Origin of the sequence: Streptomyces sp. 796.1 (assembly GCF_047525675.1) — a bacterium.
Taxonomy (GTDB): Bacteria; Actinomycetota; Actinomycetes; order Streptomycetales; family Streptomycetaceae; genus Streptomyces.
Window position 1 is genome coordinate 1 of the sequence record NZ_JBLIWA010000037.1, and the last position, 16,586, is coordinate 16,586.

Annotated in this window: 15 protein-coding genes; 5 read left to right on the forward strand and 10 right to left on the reverse strand. The window is 73.4% G+C overall.

The genetic code is table 11. The features are described 5' to 3' along the window. Positions 1–28: 28 nt before the first annotated feature. The 5 genes from ACMA1D_RS23185 to rsmI form a co-directional block, all read right to left on the reverse strand. Positions 29–994 (reverse strand): 4-(cytidine 5'-diphospho)-2-C-methyl-D-erythritol kinase, encoded by a 966-nt coding sequence (locus ACMA1D_RS23185; RefSeq protein ID WP_414725936.1) that lies wholly within the window; start codon positions 992–994, stop codon positions 29–31. Between the two features lie 296 nt (positions 995–1,290). Next, entirely contained in the window at positions 1,291–2,133 is an 843-nt protein-coding gene (gene rsmA, locus ACMA1D_RS23190; protein ID WP_414725991.1) for a 16S rRNA (adenine(1518)-N(6)/adenine(1519)-N(6))-dimethyltransferase RsmA, read from the reverse strand. 473 nt (positions 2,134–2,606) lie between these two features. Further along, positions 2,607–3,446 (reverse strand): TatD family hydrolase, encoded by an 840-nt coding sequence (locus ACMA1D_RS23195; protein WP_414725992.1) that lies wholly within the window; start codon positions 3,444–3,446, stop codon positions 2,607–2,609. A gap of 872 nt (positions 3,447–4,318) precedes the next feature. Next, entirely contained in the window at positions 4,319–4,741 is a 423-nt protein-coding gene (locus ACMA1D_RS23200) for a hypothetical protein (protein WP_414725937.1), read from the reverse strand. A 518-nt stretch (positions 4,742–5,259) separates the two neighbouring features. Beyond that, positions 5,260–6,126, reverse strand: a complete 867-nt coding sequence (rsmI, locus tag ACMA1D_RS23205; protein WP_414725938.1) for a 16S rRNA (cytidine(1402)-2'-O)-methyltransferase — start codon at positions 6,124–6,126, stop codon at positions 5,260–5,262. A 315-nt stretch (positions 6,127–6,441) separates the two neighbouring features. On the opposite strand from rsmI, the gene ACMA1D_RS23210 reads away from it, so the two are divergent. Next, a complete protein-coding gene (locus ACMA1D_RS23210; protein ID WP_414725939.1) occupies positions 6,442–8,208 on the forward strand; it encodes a dolichyl-phosphate-mannose--protein mannosyltransferase in 1,767 nt (588 codons plus the stop codon). 247 nt (positions 8,209–8,455) lie between these two features. Beyond that, positions 8,456–10,192, forward strand: a complete 1,737-nt coding sequence (locus ACMA1D_RS23215) for a penicillin-binding transpeptidase domain-containing protein (protein ID WP_414725940.1) — start codon at positions 8,456–8,458, stop codon at positions 10,190–10,192. Positions 10,193–10,429: 237 nt separating this feature from the next. On the opposite strand, the gene ACMA1D_RS23220 is transcribed toward ACMA1D_RS23215, so the two are convergent. Then, positions 10,430–11,173, reverse strand: a complete 744-nt coding sequence (locus tag ACMA1D_RS23220; RefSeq protein WP_414725941.1) for a class I SAM-dependent methyltransferase — start codon at positions 11,171–11,173, stop codon at positions 10,430–10,432. A 160-nt stretch (positions 11,174–11,333) separates the two neighbouring features. On the opposite strand from ACMA1D_RS23220, the gene ACMA1D_RS23225 reads away from it, so the two are divergent. Beyond that, positions 11,334–12,407: an aminoglycoside phosphotransferase family protein gene (locus ACMA1D_RS23225; protein ID WP_414725942.1), complete on the forward strand. Its 1,074-nt coding sequence runs from the start codon at positions 11,334–11,336 to the stop codon at positions 12,405–12,407. Positions 12,408–12,702: 295 nt separating this feature from the next. Next, complete coding sequence (locus tag ACMA1D_RS23230; RefSeq protein WP_414725943.1) at positions 12,703–13,497, forward strand: SDR family oxidoreductase; 795 nt, start codon at positions 12,703–12,705, stop codon at positions 13,495–13,497. Positions 13,498–13,572: 75 nt separating this feature from the next. Here the strand turns inward: ACMA1D_RS23230 and ACMA1D_RS23235 are convergent, their stop codons facing one another. Beyond that, the gene (locus ACMA1D_RS23235; RefSeq protein WP_414725944.1) at positions 13,573–14,139 is read right to left on the reverse strand and encodes a DUF4291 domain-containing protein; all 567 of its coding nucleotides are present in this window, start codon (positions 14,137–14,139) and stop codon (positions 13,573–13,575) included. Between the two features lie 334 nt (positions 14,140–14,473). Between ACMA1D_RS23235 and ACMA1D_RS23240 the strand changes: the two genes are divergently transcribed. Then, positions 14,474–15,325, forward strand: coding sequence for an EamA family transporter (locus ACMA1D_RS23240; protein ID WP_414725945.1), 852 nt, complete (start codon positions 14,474–14,476; stop codon positions 15,323–15,325). A gap of 76 nt (positions 15,326–15,401) precedes the next feature. On the opposite strand, the gene ACMA1D_RS23245 is transcribed toward ACMA1D_RS23240, so the two are convergent. The 3 genes from ACMA1D_RS23245 to ACMA1D_RS23255 form a co-directional block, all read right to left on the reverse strand. Then, entirely contained in the window at positions 15,402–15,926 is a 525-nt protein-coding gene (locus tag ACMA1D_RS23245; RefSeq protein WP_414725946.1) for a hypothetical protein, read from the reverse strand. Then, complete coding sequence (locus tag ACMA1D_RS23250; protein ID WP_414725947.1) at positions 15,923–16,282, reverse strand: hypothetical protein; 360 nt, start codon at positions 16,280–16,282, stop codon at positions 15,923–15,925. Before ACMA1D_RS23250 ends, ACMA1D_RS23245 begins: the two co-directional genes overlap by 4 nt. 85 nt (positions 16,283–16,367) lie before the next feature. Continuing rightward, complete coding sequence (locus ACMA1D_RS23255) at positions 16,368–16,559, reverse strand: hypothetical protein (protein WP_414725948.1); 192 nt, start codon at positions 16,557–16,559, stop codon at positions 16,368–16,370. Positions 16,560–16,586 lie beyond the last annotated feature (27 nt).

The following is a 16,586-nucleotide window of genomic DNA, read 5'->3' on the forward strand; positions in this document are numbered from 1 at the left end:
GGGCGCCGCGGCGCCACGTCGGCGCGGGTTACGGGGCCACCGGGCCGGCCCCGCCGACCAGCGTGGCACCGGGGGCGGGGCCGGCGGCCACCCGGGCGGTGCGGCAGGTGCCCGAGGCGATGAGGGCCGCGGCGACCTGTTCCGCGCCGGCCGCGTCCTTGGCCAGGAAGGCGCAAGTGGGGCCGGACCCGGAGACCAGCGCTGCGAGGGAGCCGGCGGTCGTGCCGGCGTGCAGCGTGTCGGCGAGTGAGGGCCGCAGCGAGAGGGCCGCGGCCTGGAGGTCGTTGCTCGAACCGCCGGGGCCGGCCGTCAGCGCCGCGGCCAGCGCGGTCACGTCGCCCGCGCGCAGCGCGTCGAGCAGGGCGGCCGACGGCTCGGGGTCGGGCACGTCGGCGGTGGTGTCGCCGGGGCCGTGCGCGGCGCGCAGCCGGTCGCACTCGCCGTAGACGGCGGGGGTGGACAGGCCGCCGTCGGCGACGGCGAAGACCCAGTGGAAGGTGCCGCCGACGGTGAGCGGGGTGAGCAGTTCGCCTCGGCCGCGGCCCAGCGCCGCCCCGCCGACCAGGCTGAACGGCACGTCGCTGCCGAGTTCGGCGCAGATCTCCAGGAGTTCGGCGCGGGAGGCGCCGGTGCCCCACAGGGCGTCGCAGGCCAGCAGCGCACCGGCGCCGTCCGCGCTGCCGCCGGCCATGCCGCCGGCCACCGGGATGTCCTTGGTGATGTGCAGGTGCACCCGCGGTTCGACGCCGTGCCTGGCAGCCAGCAGTTCGGCGGCCCTGGCGGCGAGGTTCGTGCGGTCGCACGGCACCTGGTCGGCGTCCGGCCCCTCGACGGTGATCCGCAGTTCGTCGGCCGGGGTGGCCGTGACCTGGTCGTACAGGCCGACGGCGAAGAAGACGTTGGCCAGGTCGTGGAACCCGTCCGGCCGGCGGCCACCCACCGCGAGCTGGGCATTGACCTTGGCCGGGACGCGGACGGCGATGGAGTCGATCACGGGCTGTTGGCTCCTCGGTTCCGTGGCCACCGCGCGGGCGGGCGGCGGCGATTGGTGGTGCTCGCACCCTACGGACTTCCGGTGCCGCGCGGCTGACCGCCGTCTCAGCGGAAGGCGCGGTCGCCCGCGCGCGGGCGCGGCCCCGGATGCGGGTGCGGTCCCGTGCGCGGGTGCGGTCCCCCGCGCGGGTGCGCGCGAAGCGGTCAGGTGCGTACGGGGCGTGGGGTACGCGGGGACCGTACGGGCACGCGCAGGGGCGGGGTCCGGGTTCGCGCGGGCCCGCACGCGCGCGAGGCTCAGCCCCGCGGCCCGTGTTCCGCGATCGCCGCGAACTCCTCCACCGTCAGCGATTCGCCGCGGGCCTGCGGCGAGACGCCGGCGGCGACGAGCGCGGCCTCGGCGGCGGCGGCCGAACCCGCCCAGCCGGCGAGCGCGGCCCGGAGCGTCTTGCGGCGCTGCGCGAAGGCGGCGTCGACCACCGCGAACACCTGCCGCCTGGTCGCCGATGTGCGCACCGGCTCGGTCCGCCGCACCAGCGAGACCAGGCCGGAGTCGACGTTGGGCGCCGGCCAGAAGACGTTGCGCCCGATCGACCCGGCCCGCTTGACCTCCGCGTACCAGGCGGCCTTCACCGAGGGCACCCCGTACACCTTGGACCCGGGCGGCGCGGCGAGCCGGTCGGCCACCTCGGCCTGCACCATCACCAGGGTCCGCTCGATGGTCGGGAAGGTCGCGAGCATGTGCAGCAGGACGGGCACGGCGACGTTGTACGGCAGGTTGGCGACGAGCGCGCTGGGCGGCGGCCCGGGGAGCTCGGTGACCTGCATGGCGTCGGAGTGGACCAGCGCGAAGTGGTCGGCCCGGTGCGGCAGCCTGGCCGCCACGGTCGTCGGCAGCGCGCCGGCGAGCACGTCGTCGATCTCCACCGCCGTGACCCACTCGGCTGCCTCAAGCAGCGCCAGCGTCAGCGAGCCGAGCCCCGGGCCGACCTCCACGACGGTGTCGTCCGGCCGTACCTCAGCGGTGCGGATGATGCGGCGCACCGTGTTGGCGTCGATCACGAAGTTCTGGCCGCGCTGCTTGGTGGGCCGCACGCCGAGCGCGGCGGCCAGCTCCCGCACGTCGGCCGGGCCGAGCAGCGCATCGGCCGTACGGTCGTCGGCGGTCGGGTGGCCGCCCGGGGCGGCGTCCGGGGCCGCGTCCGGGGTGGTGCCCGGGGTGGCTACGGCCGCCGCGTCCGCGTGCGGTGCGGCGGGGTCGGCGGGCGGCGTCGCGGGGCCGGGGGCACCGGCGCGGTCATCGGCGTCAGGGGTGGAGCTCACCGCTTGAGTTTACGGCCGCCCCACGGCCCCCACCTCGGCCCGGCACCCGAGCGGCCTCCGCAAGGCCCGCGTACGACGTCCGCGCCGCGCCCCGCGGCCCCCGGCGCCGGGGTTCTGCTCCCACGCCCCGATCCGTACGTGCGCCCGCCCGGCAACCGCGCGACGACAGCTCGTACGACACCGCCCGCGTACGCGCGCGAGGACGCGACATCGCTTGGCCCCGCACGGCCGCACGGGGCGGGCCGTACGAGACGAGGCGTACGAGAGGGGGCGCCGCGCGGCTGACGCGCTCAGTAGGCGAAGGCGCGCGCCGTGTTGGCTGCCACCGCCGTCGCGAGGGCGTCCTCGTCGATGCCGCGCACCTCGGCCATCGCGCGCAGGGTGAGCGGGATCAGGTAGGGCGCGTTCGGGCGGCCCCGGTAGGGCATCGGGGTCAGGAACGGGGCGTCCGTCTCGACCAGGATGCGGTCGAGCGGGGCCACGGCGAGGGCGTCGCGCAGCGGCTGGGCGTTCTTGAAGGTGACGTTGCCGGCGAAGGACAGGTAGTAGCCGTGCCGGGCGCAGACCTCGGCCATCGCGGCGTCGCCCGAGTAGCAGTGGAAGACGACGGTCTCCGGCGCGCCCTCCTCCTGCAACACCCGCAGCACGTCGGCGTGGGCCTCGCGGTCGTGGATGACGAGCGCCTTGCCGTGCCGCTTGGCGATGTCGATGTGCCGCCGGAACGAGTACTCCTGCGCGGCCATCCCCTCCGGGCCGGTGCGGAAGTGGTCGAGGCCGGTCTCGCCGACGCCGCGCACCTGCGGGAGCGCGGCGAGCGCGTCGATCTCGGCGAGCGCCGCGTCGAGGGCCGCATCGCCACCCGGCGCGCGCACCGGCCGCGGCCGGCCGCCCGCCGGCGGTTCGGGGTCGCCGAGCACGAGGCGCGGGGCCTCGTTGGGGTGCAGCGCGACGGCGGCCCACACGGGCTCGTACGCGGCGGCCGTCTCCGCGGCCCAGCGCGAGCCCGCCACGTCGCAACCGACCTGAATGACGGTGTGCACGCCGACGGAAGCGGCCTTGGCGAGCGCGTCGGCGACCGTGCCCTGCTGCATGTCGAGGTGGGTGTGCGAGTCGGCGACCGGGACCCGCAGCGGCTCCGGGAGCGGCGGCGGGACGTCCTTGTCGCGGTCTGCCTTCGCACGGCCCGTCTTGGCGCCGTCCGCCTTGGCGCCGTCCGTCTTGGCGCGGTTCTTCTGGCCCGGCTCCGGGCGGGCGCCGTCGGAACCGGCCGCGGGGGCGGTCGCGGGGGCAGTCCCGGGGGCAGTCGCAGAACGGGGCTCGGAGCCGCCGGCCACCGGGGCGCCCGGCCCGCCCGCACGCCGCTCGTCCGCCGCGCCCTGCCCGCCGCCTCGCGTGGGGGCCGCGCCGCCGTTACCGCTGGTGTGTGCCGATTCCGCCATGGTCGCGATTGTATGAGCGCCCCCGCCGCGCCCCCGACGTGCCGTGTGCCAGGGGCTGGCACCGACACTCCCTCGCGTGCGCGCGCCCGCGTGGTGGGCGCGTGATGGGCGGTGGGTGCCACCGCGCGTACAGACTGCGCGTACGGACTGCACGTACGGACTGCACGTACGGATGCGCCGCACCGCACGTGTGCGCCTTCGCGCGTGCCCGCCCGCGTGCGTGCGTGCGAGGCCAGCGCGGCAGTCCCGTGCACGTACGTACGGAGGCCGCGGCGGCGCACCCCACCCCGCGGTACTCCGGTACGGAGCCCCGTGCGCGGGTCCACCCGGCTGCCGCCCCGACGGGCGGCGTGGCCCGGGCATCCGCGAACCCGCGCGCGGTCTTCCGCGCGGCCTCCCGTACGTGCCGGGGCCGCGCGCGGCGGGGCAGCTCCGGCGGAGTGCTCCCGTCCGGGCCGGTGGCCCGGTGGCGCGGGCCACCGCACCGTGCACTCCCCGGGCCCCGCCGGCACGCGGTCAGCCCACGGTCCTCCCCGCGGGCACCCCCACCCGCGGCCGTGCGGCTACTTGCGGTGGAACGGCCAGAGGTCCGCGAGGTGCCAGTGGTGGTCGGCGGCGGCCCGGCCGGTCGGCGACTTGGCCCCCGTGCGCCCGTGCGACATGGCCTCGCAGGCGGAGGAGACCTGGCCCGACCGCATGATGCGCAGCAGGTGCGCGCCGCAGTTCAGGCAGGTCGGCTTGGTGAGCGGCGAGGGCACCCGCTCGCCGTCCGCGTGGTAGCTCACGTACGGCTGCCCCAGGGCATCCACGTGGTGCTCGATCTCGTACGCCTGCTCCCAGCCGTGCCCGCAGTGCAGGCAGGCGAACGCGTACGCCTCGTGGGCGACGGGTTCGGCGGCCGGAGCGGCGTACGCGGGGATCTGCGTCCGGGCCGGGGCCTTGGCTATGGAGTGGCTACCGGCCGTGGTTCCTGCGGTTTCGCTCATGGCAGCTCCTCTTGTCCGTAGGACAAGCCTTCAGGGGTGAGGGAATTTCCCCCGCCTCCAGTGGACTCCCCCGGGCATCGAAGCGCAGCAGCCCTGCCGGCTCCTTGGGCCAGATTTGAATTCCCCGTGCCAAAAGGCCCAACGACGCGACCATCGCTTTGCTTTGGGCGGCTTCCCTTTTACCTTCCACGGGCTTCCTGCGGCACCACCCGATCGCCCGGGTGAACACGTTTCCGCAGGATAGGCGCTCATCCTCGGGGCGCACTCGCTCATCCGAGCCCCAGCGCCGACCTGCCGATAAAGGGGTGCCGGACCCCACCGAGCCTTCAGCCGAGTATGCGACGGCAAATTCGGTAACAGCCCGACGACGACTTCGCCACGGCATCGATAAATAGGGTAACGGGCGTCACCTTATGGCCATCTTATTTCCCGCCGGACATTTACCGGGCGGCTTTTTAGATCGCCGCGCGGGGGCAGTATTCGTCACTCGGGGCGGGGCGCGAGGCCCACCACCCGCGTCAGCCCGTGACGCCCCGCACCGCGTTCTTCGCCGCCACCACCGCGTCGAACACCTCCCGCTTGGGCAGCCCGGTCTCCGCGGCGACCGCCGCGATCGCCTCCTTGCGGCGCTCGCCCGCCTCCTCCTCGCGCACCGCGACCCGGCGGGCCAGTTCGGCGGGGGTGAGGTCGGCCGGGCCGGGCGCCGGGGCGCCCTCGACGACGAGGGTGAACTCGCCGCGCATCTCGCCGTCCGCCGCCCACTGCGCGAGTTCGCCCAGCGGGCCCCGCTTGACCTCCTCGTACGTCTTGGTCAGCTCGCGGCAGACGGCCGCGCGCCGCTGCGCGCCGAACGCCTCGGCCATCGCGCCCAGCGTCTCGGCCACCCGGTGCGGCGACTCGAAGTACACGAGGGTGCGCCGCTCGTCCGCGACCTCCCGCAGCCGACCGAGCCGCTCGCCCGCCTTGCGCGGCGGGAACCCCTCGAAGCAGAACCGGTCCACCGGCAGCCCGGAGACGGCCAGCGCGGTCAGCACGGCGGACGGGCCGGGCACGGCGGTCACCTTGATGTCCCGCTCGACGGCCGCGGCGACCAGCCGGTAGCCGGGGTCGGAGACCGACGGCATGCCCGCGTCGGTGACGAGCAGCACCCGCGCGCCCGCTTCGAGCGCCGCCACCAGGTCGGGCGTGCGGGCCGACTCGTTGCCCTCGAAGTACGAGACGACCCGGGCGGTCGTGCGCACGTCGAGCGCCTGCGTCAGCCGGCGCAGCCGCCGGGTGTCCTCGGCTGCGATCACCTCGGCCGCGGCCAGCTCGGCGGCCAGCCGCGGCGGCGCGTCGGCCAGGTCGCCGATCGGGGTCCCTGCGAGCACGAGCGTTCCAGTCACCGTTCCAGTCACCCGCCCATCCTCGCAGCCGTACGGGCCGGCCCGGGCGAGCCCCGCACGCGCCCGCGCGCGAGGCGCCCCACCGTCCGCGCACAGCTCGCCCCCGTCCGTGGGCCGCACCCGCCCGCGCGAGGCGCCCCGGGGGATAAGGCAGAGCCGACGCGGCCCCCGCGGGACGCCCAATCACCGCCCCCCCGGGACGCCCGTCACCGCACCCCCGCGGGACGCCCGTAACCCCGCCCCCACAACCCACCGGACACGGCCCATGGACGCCGCACCCACGACTGGCCCGGGGACGTTCCCTACGATGGCGCGGTGACGATTGACACCGCGACCGGGGCCCGAGAGGGCCGAGCCGCCGACGAACAGCCGCTGCCCTGGCAGCTCAGGCTGCGCCGATTCGGCTATCAGGGCCGGGCGCGGACCGACGTCCGTGACCGGCTGGCACCGCCGTTCCCCGAGCCGGGCACCCGGCTGTGGACGGCGCTCGGCCTCGGCCCCGCGACCGCGGCCCGGCTGGCCCGCTGGACGGGCTGGGGCGGGCCGCTGCTGGTCGCGCTGTTCGCCGGGCTGCTCAGGTTCTGGCGGCTCGGCAGCCCGAACGCGGTGATATTCGACGAGACGTACTACGCCAAGGACGCCTGGTCGCTGCTCCAGTACGGGTACGAGGGCACCTGGTCCAAGGACGCCAACGGCAAGCTCCTGGAGACCCCGCAACAGATCGCGCTCAGCGAGGCGCCCGCGTACGTGGTGCACCCACCGGTCGGCAAGTGGGTCATCGCGCTGGGCGAGAAGTTCTTCGGCCTCGAACCCTTCGGCTGGCGCTTCATGGTGGCGCTGCTCGGCACGCTCTCGGTGTTGATGCTGTGCCGCATCGGCCGCCGGCTGTTCCGCTCCACGGTCCTCGGCTGCCTGGCGGGCGGGCTGCTCGCGGTGGACGGACTGCACTTCGTGATGAGCCGCACCGCCCTGCTCGACCTGGTGCTGATGTTCTTCATCCTGGCCGCGTTCGGCGCCCTGCTGATCGACCGGGACCAGGCCAGGGCCCGCCTCGCCGCGGCCCTGCCGGTCGGCTCCGACGGCCTGGCCAGGCCCGATGCCGACATCGCCGAACGGCTCGGCCTCGGCTGGCGCCCGTGGCGCATCGCCGCCGGTGTCTGCCTCGGCCTCGCCTGCGGCACCAAGTGGAACGGCCTGTACGTGCTGGCCGCGTTCGGCCTGATGACGGTCGTCTGGGACGTGGGCGCGCGACGCATCGCCGGCGCCTGGCACCCGTACCGCACGGCCCTGCGCCGCGACGTGCCGTGGGCGTTCCTGGCCACCGTGCCGGTCGCGCTCGTCACCTACGTCGCCTCCTGGACCGGCTGGTTCCGCGCCAGCGGCAGCTTCTCCGAGGAACTCGGCTGGCAGCGCAGCGGCTACTTCCGGCACTGGGCCGAGACCGACGGCGGCCACTCGTCGGACGGCGCGTTCGCCTGGCTGCTCAACCCGCTGCGCAGCCTGTGGCACTACGAGAAGGAGGTCTACGACTTCCACGTGGGCCTGGACGCGCCGCACACCTACCAGTCCAACCCGTGGAGTTGGCTGGTCCAGTCGCGCCCGGTCTCCTACTTCTACGAGTCGCCCAAGCCGGGCGAGGACGGCTGCCCAGCCGACGCCGCGGGCAAGTGCGCCCGCGAGGTGCTCGCCCTTGGCACGCCGCTGCTGTGGTGGACGGCCTGCTTCGCCCTCCTCTACCTGCTCTACCGCTGGGCCCTGCGCCGCGACTGGCGCGCCGGTGCCGTCCTGTGCGGCGCGGGCGCGGGCCTGCTGCCCTGGTTCGCCTACCAGGACCGCACGATCTTCTCCTTCTACGCGGTGGTCTTCGTCCCGTTCCTGTGCCTGGCGGTGGCGATGCTGCTGGGCGCGATCCTCGGCCCGCAGGGCGCCAGCGAACGCCGCCGCGTGATCGGCGTGGCCACCACGGGCGCCCTGGTCCTGCTCATCGTGTGGAACTTCATCTACTTCTTCCCGATCTACACGGGGCAGCCGATTCCGCTGGATTCGTGGCGGGACCGGATGTGGCTCGATACGTGGATCTAGCTCGGGAACTCCCCGCGCGAGCGGGGATGGTCCGACGGTCGAAATGACCATAGGCGTCATGGAGCTGTGGTCCCCGCGCGAGCGGGGTGCTCCCCAACCTGCTCACAGGCCCACTCACCCGCACCGTAGCAACCCACCCGGCCGCCACGGAGGGCGGGCAAAGGCGTACGAAGAGTGCCGGTAGAGTGCCCGGCGCCGCCCCCTTCAGCAACTGATGAGGGGTCTGAGTAACTGTGGGGGTTCTCGAATGCGGAGTGGTGCCAAGGCCACCGTCGTTGGTGGGGTCATCGTTGCGGTGGTGGGTGCGGCCGGGTACGGCGCGTACAGCCTGGTTTCGGACGACGGCTCGTCAAACGACGAAACGGTCACGAGCGCACAGACGAACAGAACGAGCAAGAAGGCCGCTCCGGTGAAGACCGGGCCGCCGAGTGCCGAGGAGATAGCGACCACCTCGGGGGACTTCTTCGCGGCCTGGTCCGCGGGGGACGCCGCGAAGGCGGCGGCGCTCACCACCGACGAGCAGGCGGCCCGCGCCGCCCTGACCGACTACCGCAAGAAGGCGGGCGTACAGCAGGTCAGGCTGACGCCGAAGGCGCCGGGCGGCACGACGGCAGGCGGCACGACGGCGAGCAGCACGGCAGCGGACGGCGCGGCGGCGGACGGCGGCGCGACAGCGACCGCGACCGCGGCCGACGGGAAGGTGTCGTTCGGCGTCAGCGCGCAGGTCGCGCACAAGGGGGTGGCGACGAGTTGGACGTACGACTCGGCGCTGACGGTCAAGCGGGACGCGGAGACCGGCGAGGTGCTCGTCGACTGGAAGCCGGCGGTGCTCTTCCCCAAGCTGCAACCCGGCGACAAGCTCCAGGTGGGGCCCGCGAAGAAGCCGCCGATCAAGGCCGTTGACCGCAACGGCAAGGAACTCCTGCCCGACGAGCACCCGACGCTGAAGGCCGTGCTGGCCGGGCTGCGCGACAAGTACGGGGCGAAGGCCGGCGGCACCTCCAGCGTGGAGCTGTACATCGACCGGGCGGGCAAGACACCGGACGAGACGCTGAAGGTGCTCGCGCAGGGCAAGCCGGGGACGCTGCGGACGACGCTGGACGCCGGGCTCCAGCGGGTCGCCGAGCAGCAGGTGGCGAAGAAGCCGAAGTCGTCGGCGGTAGTGCTCAAGCCGAGTACGGGTGAGGTGTTGGCGTTCGCCAACTCGCCGGCCGAGGGGTTCAACGTGGCGCTCCAGGGTTCGCTGGCGCCCGGCTCCACCATGAAGGTCGTCTCCTCCTCGCTGCTCATCGACGAGGGGCTGGCGAAGGTCGGCAAGGAGCACCCGTGCCCGAAGTTCTCTTCGTACGGGGGGTGGAAGTTCCAGAACCTCGATGAGTTCGAGATAAAGGGCGGCACCTTCGACCAGAGCTTCGCGCGTTCCTGCAACACGGCCTTCATCACTCAGGCGTCGAAGCTGTCGGACGACGCGCTGACCAAGGAGGCCCGGGACGTCTTCGGGCTCGGCCTGAACTGGCAGGCCGGGGTGCCCACCTTCGACGGCGCGGTGCCCGTACAGCAGGACGCGAGCAAGGCGGCTTCGCTGATCGGCCAGGGCGGAGTGCGGATGAACCCGCTGACGATGGCTTCGGTGTCGGCGACGGCCAGCACCGGCACGTTCCGCCAGCCGTACCTGGTCGCCCCCAGCCTGGACGGCCGGACGCTGGCCAAGGCGCCGCGGTCGATGAAGCCGGACACGATGCGGCAGCTCAAGTCGCTGATGAAGCTGACGGCCACGTCCGGCACCGGCGCGCAGGCGATGTCCGGGCTGACCGGTGACATCGGGGCGAAGACGGGTTCGGCCGAGGTCGACGGCCAGAAGAAGCCCAACGGCTGGTTCACCGCCTACCGCGGCGACGTGGCCGCCGCGGCCGTCGTCCAGCAGGGCGGCCACGGCGGCAGCACGGCGGGCCCGATCGTCGCGGCGCTGCTCGGCGCGGGCTGAGCGGGGCGGGCCGGCCGGAGCGGTAGGGGCGGCTGGCCTGAGCGGTAGGCAGGGGCCGGCCGGCCGGAGAGGCCGGGGGCGGCGGGGCGGACCGAGTGGGTCCGCCCCGCCGCCCTTTCCGCTCGTTTTCCACCCGCCGGGGACGCCGTACGCCCCCGCCCCCGCGCCCCCGCGCCCCGGGGAAGCCCCACCCCGGGGAAGCCTCACCCCGGTGAAAGTCGCACTCCAGGCAATGCCTCACTCCAAAGAAGCAGCGATGACTGCAAAGTTGGGGAGTTGGGTGTAGCTCTCGATGCCGGGGGTGGTGGGCTCGGCGTCACGAGCCGCGGCGACGGACAGCCCGGGTTCGGCGAGTTCGCGGAGCCGACAGCCCAGGCCGGCCAGTTCGTTGAGGTAGGCGGAGAGCGGCCGGTGGTAGTCGGGGGCGTGGGTCTGCGGAATCTCGTACTCCTCCAGATACCGATGGATGCGGTACGCGCCGTGAGTGCGCCAGGTGCTCAGCAGTTGCTCGAACGCCGGGTGGTTGAGGGAGATCACGAGCAGCCCGCCGGGGCGCAGGGCCCGTACGCAGGAGCGCAGCGCCGGCTTCCAGTCCGGCACCGTCCCCAGCACCATGCTGCACACGACCACATCGAACTCCCCCTCTCCATCCAGTGGTTGGCCGAGTTCGGCGTGCACGTACCGGATGCCCTGGCGGCGCTCGGCCTCCTTCTCGCGGGCGAAGTCGAGCAGGGCCCGGGCCGGTTCGACCGCGGTGACGTGGGCCCCGCGGTCGGCCAACAGCCGGCTGAAGTACCCCTGGCCGCACCCCGCGTCGAGGACGCGCCGGCCCCGCACGTCGCCGAGCAGGCGAAACAGCACCGGGTTGAGCAGATGGCGCTTGGCGAAGTCACCTTCGGGTTCCATCGCCTCCATGGCGGCGCGCGGGTAGGTGTTCCACTGGTCGATGGCCGCACGGTTGGTGCGGTGGTGTGTGGTCACCGCCGGGAGGGTAGGCCCGCCCGGGCCCCCGACGCCGCCCCTTTTCCACCCACCACGACCTGGCTGCCGTACGGGATGACCTCCGCACGGCCCGAAGCGCGCGCACCACACGCGCACCCCGCCCCCCGGGGCTCCCCCACCCGCCGCGTACTGTGCCCGGATGATCGTGATTCCAGAGGAGTTCGCTCGGGACACCGTGGCGCGGGAGGGTGCCGCCGGGGCCGACTGGATCGGCGAACTGCCGGGCATTACTGAGGAGTTGCTGAGTCGCTGGGGATGCGTGCCGGACGGTGCGGTGACCCACGGGGCGGTCGGGCTCATCGTGCCGGTACGGTGCCCGCGACCGGCCGCGGGCGGCGGGCCGACCACCGACCCGAACCCGCCCACCGACCCCAGCACACCCGCCGGCCCAGCCTCGCCCACCGGCCCGAGCGCGCCCACCAGCCCCGACCCGGCCGCCCCCGCCCCCGCCCCGGGGCCCACCACCCCCGCCGTCCTCAAGATCTCCTTCCCGCACCCCGGGAACGTGCACGAGCCCGACGCGTTCGCGCTGTGGGGCGGGCAGGGGGCCGTGGCGCTGTACGAACGGGATGACGCGCGGTTCGCGATGCTCCTTGAGCGGGCCGGGCCCGGGTCGCTCGCGGAGCTGACGGACAGCGAGGAGGTCGGGCGCGTGGCGGGGCGGCTCAGCCGCCGGCTCGCGGTGCCCGCGCCGCCCGGGCTGCCCCGGCTGTCCGACCGCGTCGCGCCGTGGGCCGACGGACTCGCCAAGGACGCCGGCGAGTTGGAGCACCAGCTAGCTCCCCGGGTGCTGGACGTCGCGGCGGCGACCGTACGCGAGCTGGGCCCGGCCCAGCCGGAGACCCTGGTCCACGGCGACCTGCACACCCGCAACGTCCTGCGCTCCGAGCGCGAACCGTGGCTGGCGATCGACCCCAAGGGCTACGTGGGCGACCCGGCGTACGACTCCGGTGCGCTGCTCACCTCGCGGGCGCTGCCGCTGGCCAGCGCGGATGACCTCGGCCGGGCCCTGCACCGGATGCTCGCCGCCTTCGCCGAGGCGGCCGAACTCGACCGGGACCGCGCCCTGCGCTGGGCCCAACTACACGCCGTACGCGCCGCGTTCTGGGGCCGCAGACACGGCTTCCACGTGGCCCGCGACGGCGCGGAACGCGACCAGATCGTGCAGCTCGCGGAGTACGTGGCGACGCTCCTCACACCGGGTGCGGCCTAGCGAGTGTGTGGTGAACGTGCTGGTCACAGCCGTTCATTGCGGGCTGTGACCAGCACGGTCGGCGCAGAGCGGACCGTGCGCTCGCCCTGCCGGGTGGCTCCAGGCCGGAGGTGCTTGAGGTGGTTGCGGAGGCGGTCCGCCGAAGTGGTTGCGCAGGCGGTTGCGCGCAGGCGGTCCGCCGAGACCCCGATGAGCTTGCTTGGAGTGTGCTCCAAGGTCATAGCGTTGCGAAGGCTGAACCGAACAGCCAACGCGTCGACGCATCATCCCGCATGACCAACTGGAGAGATGGCAAGTGGTAGAAAACCCCTTCACGACGCATGCAGAACTTTTCGATCTGCGGGGGAAGCGCGCGCTCGTCACCGGTGGTACGCGAGGCATCGGCATGATGATCGCGCGTGGCCTTCTCCAAGCAGGCGCCCGCGTGGTCATCAGCTCACGCAACGCAGCAGCGTGTGCTCAGGCGCAGGAGCAGCTCTCCGCCTTTGGTGAGGTGCGGGCCGTCCCCGCCGACCTGTCCGGCCACGACGAGTGTCGGCGCCTGTCCGACCTGGTCACCGCCGACTCGGAGCGCCTCGACATCCTCGTCAACAACGCGGGCGCCATCTGGGACGAGCCGTTGGAGACGTTCCCGGACGAAGCCTGGGACACGGTCGTCGACCTCAATCTGAAGTCGCCGTTCTGGCTGGTCCAGGCGCTGCTGCCGGCACTTCGCAAGGCGGGCACCGCCGACGATCCCGCGCGGATCATCAACATCGGCAGCATCGCCGCCCTCCACGTCCCCCAGCGGCCCAACTACTCGTACTCCAGCAGCAAGGCCGCACTGCACCAACTCACCCGAGTGCTCGCCAAGGAGCTGGGACCGCAGCACGTCACGGTGAACGCCGTGGCGCCGGGACCGTTCCGGTCGGCGATGACGGCCGCGGCCCTCGACGAGTTCGGCGAGGCGGTCGTGGCGGCGGCCCCGCTGCGCCGGATCGGCCGCGACGACGACATGGCGGGTGTCACGGTGTTCCTCGCCAGCCGGGCAGGCGCCTACCTCACGGGCGCCGTGATCCCCGTCGACGGCGGCATCGCCACCACCGCGTAGACCGGCCAGCGTCACCCGTCCCAGCCAACAGCCGCCCGCTCCACACCCACCCGAGCCGCCCCCACCCTCCACTCCTCACCCACCCCGACAGATGCGCCCCGCCAGGTCCGCGGGCAGCGGATAGACCCGTTCCGTCGGCAGCAGCCGCTGCGCCTTGCCGGCCTGCCCGGCGTGGGTCAGTGTCGCGACCTTGCGGACCTGTGGGGTGAGGTCGGTGAGGCTGACGATCCAATCGTCGACGTACGTACGGATCAGGTGGCGGCCGATGCCGACCTGGATGCTGTAGTGGTTGAGGGCCGCGCCGCGCGGTGAGCGTTCCGGGTCCCACTGGACGTGTACGGCGGCCCGCGCCAGGGCCGTCTGGTCCGCCGTCGTGAGCGCGGCCAGGGACAGCGCCTCCTCCCAGCCCTGCCGGGTGATCCGTACGGCGAGTATCCGTTCCTGGCCCGGCTTGCGCGCCCAGTTGCTGCGGTGCATGAGCCAGCGGAGCGAGGGCTTGATCCAGGTCATCCGGTGGAAGGAGAACGGCGCGACGAAGCGGCCCGCGCGCAGCGCCGCGTCGGCCAGGGCGGGCGGGTACGCCTGGTAGACCACGATCGTGTCGGCGTCGTAGTCCGCGCGGATCTCGTATAGGTCCGTCATGCGCCGCACCCTCGCACCCGGTGCCCGCGCCCCGCACGCGGTTTTCCGCCCCGCACCCGCGCCGTGCTCGTTGCCCGTGCTCGTTGCCCGCGCCCGCGCCACACCCGCCCCGTACCCACGCGGGCGAACGTGAGTGACCGGTGTGACGCACCCCCCAATGCATGGCCCATACAACTTGAGTTAACGTGACGGCCATGCAAGCACCTCCTTGCACCAAAGGCCGCAGGTCGACCGGCATGCGCGGCGCGCGAGCCCAGACGTCGGGCGGCCGGCCGAGCCACCACCCATCCCCCCAACCGAACGGCCAACCAACCATCCACCCCTCGGTGCCCGCATGACGCCGCTCGTCGCGGCGGCGGTGCTGGCCGCGGCCGTCACGCACGCGAGTTGGAACGCCATCGCGCACGGCATCAGGGACCAACTGCTCGCGTTCACGCTGGTCTCCAGCGGCGGGCTGCTCTGTGGCCTGGTCATGGCGGCGGTGGCACCGCTGCCGGCCGCCGGCGCCTGGCCGTACCTGATCGCGTCGGCCGTGCTCCACATCGCGTACCAGGCGCTGCTGATGCGCTCGTTCCGGCTGGGCGACTTCGGGCAGATGTATCCGATCGCCCGCGGTACGGCGCCGCTGGTGGTGACCGTGCTGGCGGCGGTCTTCGTCCACGAGCGCCCGGACGGTTGGCAGACCGCCGGCGTCGCCCTCGCCTCGGCCGGCCTCGTCGGCCTCGCCCTGTGGGGCATCCGCGGCTCCGGCACCCGCCCGCACTGGGCCGCGCTGACCGCCGCGGTCGCCACGGGCCTGGCGATCGCCGCGTACACCGTCGTGGACGGCGTCGGCGTACGCGCCTCCGGCACCTCGATCGGCTACATCGGCTGGCTGATGATCCTGGAGGGCTTCGCCATCCCGGCCTACGCACTGGCCACCCGGGGCCGCGCGCTCGGCGCACAACTGCGGCCGGTCGCCGTGCGCGGCCTGGCGGGCGGCGTGCTGTCGGTGGCCGCGTACGGCCTCGTGCTGTGGGCGCAGACGCGAGCCCAACTCGCGCCGATCGCCGCGCTGCGCGAGTCCAGCATCATCGTGGGCGCGGCGATCGGGGCACTGTTCTTCAAGGAGCGGTTCGGTACGGTACGCATCGCCGCGGCCGGCCTGATGGTGGCCGGCATCGGCCTGATGCTGCACGCGGGCTGAGGCTGGGCGCGGGCTGACGGCGCGGCTGGGCTCGGCGACCGCCGGCCGGCGGTGGCCGAGCGCGCCCAGCGCACCCTCAGTTGATGTCGTGCGCGGGGTCGTACGGCAGCTCGTCCTCCTCCACGCGCTCGAAGATGAACGTGGGGGCCACGCCGACGGCCGCGCCGAGTGCCATGGCGAGGGCCGTGTAGTTGGCGCACGCCTGCTGGGTGGTGGCCCAGCGTCGCCGGTGGCCGCAGTGCCGCTCGTGTTCGCAGAGGCAGTCCGGGATCTCCAGCAGGTCGGCGTCCGTGCACCAGCCGCCGTCCATCATCAGGACGATCTCGGCGGGCACGTCGTCCGTCGCCGGGGTCTGGTCGACGGCGAGTACGCGGATCACGTTGGGCAGGGTCATGCCGAGCGTGCTGGCGATCCGCATCATCGCCTCCACGATCAGCTCGCCGTTCCGTACGACCACGCCCGGCGGTTCCCAGACGGTGCGGTCCTTCGACAGTTGCACCTGGAGTACGTGAGGCCAGCCCTCCGACAGGTTCATCGGCTCGTCCTCAACGCGCGGCTTCCACACCAACAGCACCACTCGTAACCGCAATTCCTCGTTCATGCGTCACCTCCGCATCCGGCGTTCTCCCACGCCTCGGCCACATCGAACCCGCACTCGTCGGGCGTCTTTCCGTTCACCGTCATGACTCCCGCTTCCGCGCGGCCGTCCGACCAGAAATACCCGCCCGTTCCCACCAGGGTGTCCAGGGCGAGTTGTACGTGCCGCGCATTGGGCCGGATCTCGTTCCGCCGCGCCGCTTCCATGTCGAACAGCGAATTTTCGTAAGCGAGTTGGAACTCACGATCGGATACCGGCCGCCATGCGCCACCACCCGCCCCGGGCCGCACCCGGTCGGCGATGAAGAACCGCAGCACGATCCCGGCGGCGGTGTGGATTTCATGTTCGCCGGTGAGCACATAGTGCAGGGCCCGGGAGTATCCCGCAGGGAATCCCGACTCCCCGTCCACGACCCCCGGCGGCGCGTCGGCGGCTCGGGCCGCCTCACTCACCGGACCGCCCCGTACGGTGCCGGGGGCACCGGCACGGCCCCCAGGCGGTCGGGAGGTAGAAGTCCTCAAGTTCCGTGCGGGTGACGGTGGTTGGGTCGATGTTGACGGTGGTCGTGGGGGTGAGAGGGGTCGGCGGTTCGCCGGGGCGTTGGCGGTAGACCTTCAGGGTCATCCTGTGGGGCATCGCTTCATTCCTGCCGTATCGGTGGGT

Bases quoted from the DNA above. Each gene is read 5' to 3' on its own strand.
- ACMA1D_RS23200 (WP_414725937.1), bottom strand. From the start codon at position 4,741: ATGAGCGAAACCGCAGGAACCACGGCCGGTAGCCACTCCATAGCCAAG.
- ACMA1D_RS23215 (WP_414725940.1), top strand. From the start codon at position 8,456: ATGCGGAGTGGTGCCAAGGCCACCGTCGTTGGTGGGGTCATCGTTGCG.
- ACMA1D_RS23225 (WP_414725942.1), top strand. From the start codon at position 11,334: ATGATCGTGATTCCAGAGGAGTTCGCTCGGGACACCGTGGCGCGGGAG.
- ACMA1D_RS23235 (WP_414725944.1), bottom strand. From the start codon at position 14,139: ATGACGGACCTATACGAGATCCGCGCGGACTACGACGCCGACACGATC.
- ACMA1D_RS23240 (WP_414725945.1), top strand. From the start codon at position 14,474: ATGACGCCGCTCGTCGCGGCGGCGGTGCTGGCCGCGGCCGTCACGCAC.
- ACMA1D_RS23245 (WP_414725946.1), bottom strand. From the start codon at position 15,926: ATGAACGAGGAATTGCGGTTACGAGTGGTGCTGTTGGTGTGGAAGCCG.
- ACMA1D_RS23255 (WP_414725948.1), bottom strand. From the start codon at position 16,559: ATGCCCCACAGGATGACCCTGAAGGTCTACCGCCAACGCCCCGGCGAA.